The sequence below is a fragment of the Protofrankia sp. Cj3 genome (assembly GCF_917627355.1).
Lineage (GTDB): Bacteria > Actinomycetota > Actinomycetes > Frankiales > Frankiaceae > Protofrankia.
Genome location: NZ_CAKJTR010000008.1, coordinates 2,935 through 13,344 on the forward strand (window position 1 = coordinate 2,935; position 10,410 = coordinate 13,344).

Below are 10,410 nucleotides of genomic sequence, written 5' to 3' on the forward strand. Positions count from 1 at the left end.
CGCTCTTAGTTGATCATGAAGGGTGGCGGTGCTTTTCCAGCGGCGACCGCCGTGCCGGACACCCACGACGTCAGGCGGCGGAGAGCGCGACCTCCGTCGACTTGATCAGAGCGGTCACGGTGGAACCCGACGCGAGACCGAGATCCGTCGCGGCTGCCCGGGTGATCGCCGCTGTGATCTCGCCACCGCCATCGAGGGCGATGTGTGCCACGGTCATGGCATCACCGGTCTCGAGCCTGGAAACCGTGCCAGGCAGCTGATTGCGGATACTGAGACCAGCGACGGTCCCGGTGGTCAGCGACACTTCGGTCGATTTGATCAGAACGTCGACAGCGGACCCCACCGAGATGCCGAGATCCTTGACCGCGTCCATGGTCACTGCGGCGGTGACACGTTGTCCACCGGTGACGTCGATCGATACTGTGCCCATCGCTGCCCCAGTGGTGATCTCGGTAACGGTTCCCGCGAGCCGGTTGCGAATGCTCAAGCTCATTGATCTACCTCATCACGTCAGGATGTTGCTCAGGGGAGAACCGCTCCCAGCCTACGTACAACGGCCACGTACGTCATCAACCTTGTTACCCGTAATGCCCGATAAGGGCGCCTGGCGACAGAGGCGTGGATCAAGGAGCGGGGCTGAGGCGCGTGCCCCAGCCCCGCGATGCCGCCTCCCCTGTTGCCGGTCGCGCTACGCGTGTTTCGGAAGCCGTCGTTCGATCAGGGAGCCGCGTCCAGGTGGTTCCTGGTAAGGCCGCGGACCGGACCGATACCGGATGAGTTGTGTCGGTGTGGCCGAGAACGCGGCCAGGGGCCGCCTGAGCGTGGCGAGCCGAACAGCTGGCTTTCGCGACACGCCCTACGCCGCCGCCGACCTCGCTGCCGCGCATGGGTTCGTACGGCCGGCCGGGCCGGTCCGCGCCCCAGCCGTGCTGGATTGGGGGCCGTACTCGCGCGGTACCGATAGCCCACGAACGGCTTCGCGCCGCACCCGCAAGCGGGTGGCTGGTCGTGCCGGCGGTCGCGGGCAGGCCGTCGCCCATGACGTGGGCCTGTGAACGTCCATGCGGCGCGTCGGACGCTGGTGAACGACGAGGCGGCGGGCGTCGATGGGATGGGCGCATCGCCGCCGAGCCGCTGGTTGCTATAGGTAATGATGGAAGACAGTGCAACAATTTTATTGTTCCGCATATAATGATCATATATCGAAAATCAGCCGCGACTGCGGATGTTCATACACCTGCCAGCCGCGGCTTCGCCAGCCAGGGCGTCGTCCCCAGCCAGGGCGTCGTCCACCGAATCGGGATAGGTCTCGATGTCGGTCGCTTTGAAGGATGCCCAAACGATCATCCCTGGTTCCAGCCGCAGGTCGGCGAGCGCGGCCGGGGTGACATCCGCGAGCACCGGCGGGGCCGCGTCCACCGCGGCCCGAGCCCGGTCACCCAGCAGCTCCAAGCCGGTAACCCGGCCCATCAGCGTGTTACGAGCGCTGCCGTGCGGCTCGTCCACCCCGAGGACGACGGCGGACGGCCGCAGCGCGGCCAGCACCCGTCCGCTGATCGCGGTGTCCGCGATCGTGAGGAGGCCGCCACCGGCCAACCGCACCCGGCCCGCGTCGGCCTCGCCCCGGTAGAGGTTCAGCCCGACGAGCCGGGCCACATAGTCGGTGCGGGGCCGGCGTGCCACCTCGGCCGGCGGGCCCTGCTGTACCACCCGCCCCGCCTCCACGATGACGATGTCGTCGGCGAGCACCATCGCCTCGATCGGATCATGGGTCACGAGCACCGAGGGGCCGGCGAACCCGGTGAGGTGCCGGCGTAGATCCGCCCGGACCGCCAATCGGGTGGATGCGTCCAGCGCCGCGAGAGGCTCGTCGAGCAGCAGCAGGCGGGGTTCCGCGGCCAGGGCCCGGGCGAGCGCGACCCGCTGGGCCTGCCCACCCGACAGCGCCCCGGGACGGCGGCCCGCGAACTCAGCCAGGCCGAACCTTGCCAGCCACACCCCGGCGGCGGCGCGGGCCTCGGCGCGGGGAACTCCCCGGCAGCGCAGGGCGAACGCGATGTTGTCCCGAGCGGACAGGTGGCCGAACAGCAGATAGTCCTGGAAGACCATGCCGACCCCGCGGCGTTGCACCGGGACGAAGATGCCCTCCGCTGAATCATCCAGCGTAACGCCGCCGACGCTGATACGGCCGGTGCCGATGGGCTGGAGGCCGGCGAGCGCCCGCAACAGCGTCGTCTTGCCCGACCCGTTCGGGCCGAGGACAGCCATCGTCGTCCCGCCCGCGACACGTACTGTCACATCCAGCACGAAACCGTTCGCGCGCGCCACCCGGACCCGGGCATGCAGGTCGCCGCCACCCGCCGCGGCGGGCACCGCCGACAGCCGCGTCACCGCGCTGCGCCCTCCTGTCTCGCTCACAGTGTGGTACCCGGCCGCAACCAGCGTTCCCGCAGCAGCAGCAGGACACCCACCGCGACAGCGAGCAGCACGACAGACAGCGCGATCGCCGCGTCCGGATCGGTCTCCAGCGCAAGGTAGACCGCCAGCGGCATTGTCTGGGTTGTCCCCGGGTAGTTCCCCGCGAACGTGATCGTCGCGCCGAACTCGCCGAGTGCACGTGCCCAGCACAACACCCCACCCGCCGCGAGTGACGGCGCGATCATCGGGAGGGTGACCCGGCGGAAGGTGACCAACCGGCTCGCGCCAAGGGTGGCTGCGGCCTCCTCGAAGCGCCGATCGGTCGACCGCAGCGCCCCCTCCACCGTCACGATCAGGAACGGCATCGCCACGAACGCCTCCGCCAGGACAACGCCGGCGGTGGTGAACGGCAGCGTGATGCCGAACCAGGCGTCCAGGTACTGGCCTAGGACCCCCCGCCGGCCGAACGCGAGCAGCAACGCGACCCCGCCGACCACCGGCGGCAGCACCAGCGGAACCGTGATGACCGCCCGCAACAACCTCCGGCCGGGAAAGCTCGACCGGGCCAGCAGCCAGGCCAGCGGCACCCCGGCCAGCAGCGACAACGCGGTCGCGATGGTCGTGGTCAGCAGCGACAGCCGCAGCGCCTCTCCCACCGCCGGTGTGGCCAGCAGCGCGGGCAGGTTGCGCCACGGTGCCCGCACCAGCAGAGCGGCCAGCGGGAGCAGGAGAAACCCGGTCGCGGCCCCGCCCGCGACCGCCAGCGGAACCGGCACCCGTCCGTCCCTGCTCCGGCCGGCTCTTCCGCGGCCCACAACCGGGAACTGACTCACGAACCGGGCGAGAACCCGGCCTTGGCCAGCACCGCCTGCCCGCTGCTCGACAGGACGAACGCGACGAACGCCGCCGCGGCGGTGGGGTTCGGCGCCTTCGTCAAAGCCGCGATCGGATAGGCCGTGGAGGCGTTCTGATTCGCGGGGATCGGGATCCCCTTGATCTTCGCCGCGGCGGCCTGCGCGTCGGTGACATACACCATGCCGGCGTCGACCTCGCCGAGTTCAACGGTGGTCAGCACCGCCTTCACGTCCGGGCCATAGGTCTTTGGCGTCACGCTGACGCCCGCGTTGGACAGGACCTTGGCCGCGACCGCCCCGCAGGGGACCTGGGCCTGGCACAGTGCCACCTTCACTCCCGGCTTTGCCAGGTCCGCGACTGAAGCGATGTTCGCTGGGTTGTTCGGCGGGGTGACGATCTCCATCGTGTTCTTCGCGAACGTCGTCGGCTTGGTTGCCGACCCGGCGTCGACGACGGTGGCCATGTTTGTTGGACTCGCCGAGGCGAACACGTCCGCGGGCGCGGCCTGGGTGAGCTGGGTCGCCAGCGTCGAGCTCGCCCCGAAGTTGAACTTCACGGTCGTCCCGGGATGCGCCGCCTCGAACTGCTTCCCGATCTCGGTGAACGACTCCGTCAACGACGCGGCCGCGAACACCGTCACCGTCCCGGTCACCGGCGCTGTCGTGGCTGGCGGCGCCGATGGCACCGTCGACGCGGCACTGGATCCGGTCGTGTTCGATCCGCATCCGACCAGGACAGCAGTCGCCAGGGCGCACAGCGCCCAGAATTTCGATCGCGTTCTCACGCGTCCCCCTCAACACGAAAATGTCCGCCGGTGCCGACGGCCCCGGCGTGGAATGGCTCAACGGCGCTGCTGAGGAAGTTCCATCACCACGTTGGTCGACTTCACCGAGGCCACCGCGATCACGCCTGGCTCCAGGCCGAGATCGTCGGCGGACTCCCGGCTCATCAACGACACGATCCGGTGTGGACCGGCCTGGATCTCGACCTGCGCCATCACCCCGTCACGGACGACCCGGGTAACGATGCCGGGGAAGCGGTTGCGGGCTGACTCACCGACCACTGCGGCGTCTCCCGCCAGCGGCCGGTCAGCTGAGGCCGCGAGCTCCTTGCTGAACTGCGCCAGCGCCGCGCCCTCGACAGCCTGCCGACCGCTGTCGTCACGGATTACTGGCAATCTGCCCGCGTCCGCCCAGCGACGCACTGTGTCATCGCTGACGCCCAACAGGCCGGCCACATCCGATATCCGCAAAGTCGTCACAGACGCACGATAGCCAGCGCATCCACGTCTGTCTTCCGGAAGGCTGACCGAATTCGCGGTGAGTCATTTTCTGCGACGGTGAGTTATTGATGGAGCCGTCTGCGCATAGCAGCCGCGACAGTGCCATGCCTTCTTGTCATCTTTCCGTCATGCTGTCACTACAGCGGAAGGAGCGGGGCTGGAGTGCGTGCATCGCGCGGTGGCACGGGGAGCCACCCATGGCATGGGCTCTCTTTTCCGCAGTGCACGGAACGGTCCGCCCGGCAGGCCGGCTGCCGGGCTGGCGGATCAGCTGGCGTCGCTTGGCACGGGGCCTGTGCCGGTGGTCGTGGCCGGACGGGGTTTCAGGATCATCAGGTACGGTCCGGTGCCCAGTGACGCTTTCGGGACGGCGGTGTGCGGCTTGGCGCCGGGCGCGGGGCATAACCGCCAGCGGGCGGCGATCGTGGCGATCGCGAGCGTCGTCTCGGCACGGCTGAAGGTGTCACCGATGCACTTGCGACTTCCCGCGCTGAAGGGCACCATCGCGCCGCGCGGGAAGTTCTTGGCGTGTTCGGGCAGCCAGCGGTCCGGGTCGAAGCGTTCCGGGTCGGTGAACAAGGAGGGGTTGTGCCCCATCACGTACGGGCTGTACATCACGATGGTGCCCGCGGCCAGCCGCTGTCCAGCCAGCTCGGTCTCCCGGGTGGTCGTGCGGGTGAGTAACCAGGCTGGTGGATACATCCGCAGGGTCTCGCACAGAACCCGCCAGGTGTAGTCCAGCCGTGGCAGGTCGTCGAACGTCGGTGGCCGGCCACCGAGTACTTCGTCGAGTTCGGCGTGCAGCCGGGCTTCGACCCGCGGGTGCTCGGCAAGGACGTGGAAGGCCCAGACCATGGTGTTGCCGGTGGTCTCCGTCCCGCCGATGAGCAGGGTCATGATCTGGTCGTAGATCTCCTCGTCGGTCAGCCGGTGCTGGCTCTCCTCGTCGCGGGCGGCTACGAGGATCGACAGCAGGTCGCCGCGGTCGGTGCTGGTGCGGCGCTGAATCTCGATCGTCTCTTCGATAATCGTGTGCATCCGGGCCCGTGCCTGGTTGAACCGGCGGTTATCCGGGGTGGGGATCTTCTCTTGCCAGCCGATCGGTGCGACCGTCCGCTTGTAGACGCCCCGCATGATGATCGGCATGTAGTGGGCGATCTCGGGAATGATGGGACGGTCACTCACCGTCGTCGCGAACATGGTACGGGCGGTGATCCGTAGGGTCAGGGTGTGCATCGCGTCGTTGATGTCAAACAGCTGGTTGTCCGTCCAGGAGCTCAGGAGATCGTCGATCTCTTCCCGCATCAGCCTGGTGTAGCCGGGCAGCCGGGACGGGTGGAACGCCGGCTGGAGCATCCGCCGCTGCTGGCGGTGGTCTTCCCACATCGAGCTGACGAGCCCGTTGCCCACGAGCAGCCGCACCTTGTCGAACAGTGGCCCGCCCTTGTCGAAGGTGCGTGTGTCCATCAGGACCTGCGTGACCAGCTCGGGGTGGCAGGCCAGATAGGCCTCGCGCGGCCCGATTTTGATCCGGACGAGGTCTCCTTGGGCGGGTAGCGAGGACAGGAACCGCAACGGCGACCGCCACAGCTGGAGGGCGTGGCCGATCACCGGGATGCCGCCCGGGGCGGTCGCGACGGAATAGGCACGGTCGGTCCCGTCTTTGCGGGGGGACGGCGTGGCCACCCGGTCGGGAGCGCCGCCGGATGTGTCGGCCTCTGAGGCTGCGGCCTCCGAGGCTGCGGTCACCGTTCTGTGCGGGACCGGGCATCCGGGCGCGGTGCTGGTCCCGGTGGCGGCGGTGATCGCGGTGGCTGGCGTCTCGACCGTCCCGACCGGCCAGGGCTGTGATCGGAAGCGTGTCACGGAGGCGTGGAGGTCTACCCATCCTGAGGTCGAGCCGTCCCATGCCGAGCCGTCACCGAAGTAGCGCGGGGTCAGGTACTCGAACTCCTGGCTGCCGCCCATCAGGTGGTCTACCGCGGTGAGGTAGGTGCGTACGTCACCGCGTGTACCGAGCGGGCCGGACAGCAGATCGTCGCGAGCCTCGATGTAGGCCTTCTCATGGTGCTCGACGAGTGCGCAGAGCCGGTTGACAGCGTCTTGCAGGCTGAGCCCGTCTCGTTCGGTCAGGACCCGTACGACGGTCATCGTGTCGTCCTGGGCGCGTTCCTTACGCCATGACAGCAGATCGTTTATTATGATCATTTGTCGTCGGCAGTGCTGGTGGACTTCGGTGAGCTGCGGGAGAACGTCGCTCATGTCCACGGCCGCGCCGTACTCGGTCAGCAGTTCGATGAAGTCGCAGCCGAAGCTGTCCATCCGGACTGCCAGGCAGGCTTCGTAGTCCGGTACGTTTTTTGTGATCTTAGAGTGGATCTCGGTGGCGCATCCGCGTAGGAAGGCCTCCAGGCTCGCGGCGAACCTGGACACCTGGGCCGGGCTGAGGTTGGGGCTGATCCGTTTCCAGAGGTCTTTGGCCGCGCGGCTGTAGGGGAGGTCGTTGGCCGGATCGCCGTCGCCGCGGAAGTCCGCGATGATGGTGGCGAAGACATCCCGGGCCTTGCCGTCACTGGCGCCGAGGGCTGATCGGTCCGAGACGAAGCTGTCAATCACCGTCACGTATTGGTACCAGTCCGCGATGTCGCGAGCTCGTTGCTCGTCAGCGTTCGGAACAGTGAGAGGACCATAGATCCCGTTTCGCTGGCGCAGGAAGGCCAGCAGGTCCTCCTCGGTCGCGAAGCACGCGCCGAGCTGCGTCCGTACCCAGCCGTTCGAGGCAAATTCGATCTGGGCGGCTTTCGGGTGGTAGGCGAACGGGAGGGAACGCGGCAGCTCAGGGAGAAAGAATTCCCGCGCCGGCGGAGTGAACGCATCCAACCTGGTGAGCGTCGGCTCTGCTTCCATAATCATTCCTCGGGTGGAATCTGGGGCGTGGTTTGATGCTACGAATAAGTAAGCTGCCCCGTGTTGTCGCGGTCGGCGGTCCTGATATCAGCTGGTCAGCGAAATGACCGCATGAGGAAAACGGCAATTAGGCGCCGGGAAAGAAGCGTTTTTGGAATCATGGGGATGGTCGGAAAGCGTGGTCGAAGGTTTTCCGGTGAGAACGTCAGCGGAGCCGGAGTACTGGAAGGACCGACGTTGGCGGGTGCTGTCGGGAATCCGGTACCACGGGTCCGGCTGGCCTGGGGAAGAGAGTGCGCGATCGTACCTCTCCACATTGGGTGAGCAGCACAAAACCTGATGAACAGCAAACAATCCGGCCGGCGAGAGTCAGCGGAGCTGACCGTGCTAGATCCCCCGTGGAACCGCGTCAGTGCGGCCGGCCGGAGCCGACCGCTCTTGCTGATCGGAAGAAGCGCGCAGGGGGAAGAGTAGCACGCTGTCCGCAGCCACGGAAGTATATGGTTTGATCATCCGTAAATGCGCTGGTTGGCTGACTGGAACGGGGAGTGGGCGCGCGATGTACCCACCCCCACCCATTGATCATTCCCCAGTTGCCGGGCACTCGTGGTACCGCGGATGGGTGTATGCCTATCGGAGGATTTTTGTTACAGAGAGTAATTACTAAAGGAATTTTGCATAATTATTTTTCATTTTTAGATAAATTATATTTTTATGATAAAAGGATCGGGATCCTCTCATCGAGCCTTGAGTGGGGCTGCGTCGTTGGCGCGCGGTGTCGATGTGATCATTGTCATCTGTCGGCCGTCTTCGGTCCGCAAAAAATCCCCCGGGAGGGGGGAAGCGCGGCGGTCTGGCCGGCCGCGATGGTGCATACCAGGTTTCCCTCCTGGGATGGGTCGACACATGGGCCAAGATCAAAAAAAGGAAGCGGGCCGGCGCGCTGGCAAGGAAATCAGCGGAGCCGGAATCGTCCTGCTGACGCTTGCGTCAGGGCAGTTTCTCATGACGCTCGACAGCTCGGTCATGAATGTGTCGATCGCGACCGTCGCCAAGGATGTCGGCACGACCGTTACCGGCATCCAGACAGCCGTCACCTTTTACACGCTGGTGATGGCCGCATTTATGATCACAGGAGGTAGGCTCGGCCAGATTCTCGGCCGAAAACGCGCTTTTGTCATCGGGTGCGTCATTTATGGATGTGGATCATTCATTACCGCGCTTGCCGGGAACCTTGCCACGCTGATGTTCGGGTGGTCCTTTCTCGAAGGTGTCGGGGCAGCGTTGATCATGCCGGCGATCGTAGCCCTGATCGCGTCGAACTTCACCCGCGACCAACGCCCGCGCGCGTATGGGCTCGTCGCCTCGGCCGGCGCGATCGCGGTGGCGGCGGGCCCCCTCATCGGTGGGCTGCTCACTACCTATCTGTCCTGGCGATGGGTGTTCGCCGGTGAGGTTCTCGTCGTATTCGTCATCCTGATCCTCACCCGTCAGATGGCCGACACCCCGCCCACGGTGGGCACGCGGCTCGACCTGGTGGGCACCGTGTTGTCGGCACTCGGGCTCGGGCTCGTCGTGTACGGCATTCTCCGTTCGGGGAGCTGGGGCTTTGTCCAGCCCAAGACGGGTGCTCCCAGCTGGCTTGGACTGTCGCCGGTCAGCTGGCTGATACTCGCGGGCGGGATTGTGCTGCGGCTCTTCCTATGGTGGCAGACCCACCGTCTCGCCCGCGGCGACGCCGTGCTCATTGATCCGGCGATGTTGCGGAATCGGATCCTGCGGGGCGGGCTCATCTCGTTCTTTTTCCAGTACTTTCTGCAAGCTGGCCTCTTCTTCGCCGTGCCGTTGTTCCTGTCAGTGGTGCTCGGGCTTTCAGCGGTCGCGACCGGTATCCGGTTGCTGCCCCTGTCCAGCACCCTGTTGCTGGCCGCCGTGGGCATTCCCAAGATTTTCCCGGACGCGTCGCCACGCCGCGTTGTCCAGACCGGCTTTCTCGCGCTGTTTGCCGGTATCGTAATCATGGTGGCCGCGCTCGACGCGGGTGCCGGAGCCGAAATCGTGACCTGGCCGATGTTGCTCGCGGGCCTCGGTATTGGCGCCCTGGCGTCACAGCTCGGGAGCGTTACCGTGTCGTCGGTGCCCGACGAACACAGCGGTGAAGTCGGTGGGGTACAGAATACTGTCACGAACCTTGGTGCCTCGATCGGAACCGCACTGAGCGGCGCGGTGCTCATCTCTTCGCTGACCGCGTCGTTCCTCAGTGGTGTCCAGCACAACCCCGCCGTCCCCGCGGATCTTTCTTCGAAGGCGCAGGTGGAGCTGGCTGGCGGCATCCCGTTTATTTCCGACGAGGACCTGAAGACCGCGCTCAACAGGGCTGGGGTGCCTCCACACACGGCCGGAGCGATCGTCGAGCAGAACGCGACCGCCCGCATTGACGGACTGCGCACGTCATTGTCTCTACTGGCCGCCATCGCATTGATCGCGCTGTTCTTCAGCCATCGGATCCCGACCCGGCAACCATCCCAGTAGTACTTCGTTTGGTCGCCGCATCGAATCACCATGATTCTGGACAAGTACATACATATTGCTGGGTAAATTTATGCCGACAATAGACGATCTTGTACGATCACCTCGACGGCTCGAGGCCTGTCCATCGAAGTACCCGTGGGGGCGCGGAACGGCCCTGACCACGACAGCGCGGTCAGCTGTGACAGCATCACCACGATCCCGGCCAGGCGGCTCGTGCGGCAGGTCGGTTCCCTGATCGAACAACGACTTCCGAAACACGCTGTAGGAACACGCGCTGACCGAAGCCACCGTCGCAGCCCTCGCCTGACGAAATCCGCTGGCGATGGCGTGGCCTCCGGGCCCATCCCGGCATCGAGATCGCGTTCCGTAGAGAACAGACAGATCGGATTTTATTTAGAGCGACCGGCAATAGGGGA

7 protein-coding genes are annotated in these 10,410 nt (G+C 65.9%); 1 reads left to right on the top strand and 6 read right to left on the bottom strand.

Annotated elements, in window-relative coordinates:
* Window positions 1–70: 70 nt before the first annotated feature.
* From MJ783_RS02000 to MJ783_RS02025, 6 genes are all read right to left on the bottom strand, one after another.
* Window positions 71–493, bottom strand: coding sequence for a molybdopterin-binding protein (locus MJ783_RS02000; protein WP_239308179.1), 423 nt, complete (start codon window positions 491–493; stop codon window positions 71–73).
* Window positions 494–1,209: 716 nt separating this feature from the next.
* Entirely contained in the window at window positions 1,210–2,391 is a 1,182-nt protein-coding gene (locus tag MJ783_RS02005; RefSeq protein WP_239308180.1) for an ABC transporter ATP-binding protein, read from the bottom strand.
* Between the two features lie 23 nt (window positions 2,392–2,414).
* Window positions 2,415–3,251: an ABC transporter permease gene (locus MJ783_RS02010; protein WP_370651407.1), complete on the bottom strand. Its 837-nt coding sequence runs from the start codon at window positions 3,249–3,251 to the stop codon at window positions 2,415–2,417.
* Window positions 3,248–4,057: a molybdate ABC transporter substrate-binding protein gene (gene modA / locus MJ783_RS02015; RefSeq protein ID WP_239308182.1), complete on the bottom strand. Its 810-nt coding sequence runs from the start codon at window positions 4,055–4,057 to the stop codon at window positions 3,248–3,250. The genes MJ783_RS02010 and modA overlap by 4 nt, the downstream gene beginning before the upstream one ends.
* 57 nt (window positions 4,058–4,114) lie before the next feature.
* Window positions 4,115–4,534 carry a molybdopterin-binding protein gene (locus MJ783_RS02020; protein WP_239308183.1) on the bottom strand — a complete coding sequence of 140 codons (420 nt, stop codon included), beginning with the start codon at window positions 4,532–4,534 and terminating at the stop codon, window positions 4,115–4,117.
* Between the two features lie 288 nt (window positions 4,535–4,822).
* Window positions 4,823–7,462 carry a cytochrome P450 gene (locus tag MJ783_RS02025; RefSeq protein WP_239308184.1) on the bottom strand — a complete coding sequence of 880 codons (2,640 nt, stop codon included), beginning with the start codon at window positions 7,460–7,462 and terminating at the stop codon, window positions 4,823–4,825.
* Between the two features lie 906 nt (window positions 7,463–8,368).
* Between MJ783_RS02025 and MJ783_RS02030 the strand changes: the two genes are divergently transcribed.
* Complete coding sequence (locus tag MJ783_RS02030; protein WP_239308185.1) at window positions 8,369–9,994, top strand: MFS transporter; 1,626 nt, start codon at window positions 8,369–8,371, stop codon at window positions 9,992–9,994.
* The last annotated feature ends 416 nt before the right edge of the window (window positions 9,995–10,410 follow it).